This window comes from uncultured Lutibacter sp. (assembly GCF_947493565.1).
Lineage (GTDB): Bacteria > Bacteroidota > Bacteroidia > Flavobacteriales > Flavobacteriaceae > Lutibacter > Lutibacter aestuarii.
On sequence record NZ_CANLRG010000037.1, the window covers coordinates 1 to 211 of the forward strand.

Below are 211 nucleotides of genomic sequence, written 5' to 3' on the forward strand. Positions count from 1 at the left end.
GTAGTATTGGTGAAGTTATAAATTGTTTCATCTACTGTTACAGAATAATTATAGGCTTCTTGTGCAGCAATCTCAATGCTACCATTTTCTTTGCCAACACAGGTTTCTCCTATAACTTCTATCGTAAAATTGGTTGGGGGTAATGCAAAACACCCTGCTTCATCAACATAAGTTCCTATAGGTGTATTTGGACATTGATCAATCTCATTAC

General features: G+C 35.5%; 1 protein-coding gene. It reads right to left on the reverse strand.

The features are described 5' to 3' along the window. Window positions 1-211, reverse strand: a 211-nt coding sequence (locus Q0714_RS14210; RefSeq protein WP_298266209.1) for a hypothetical protein, incomplete at both ends; no start/stop codon positions are given.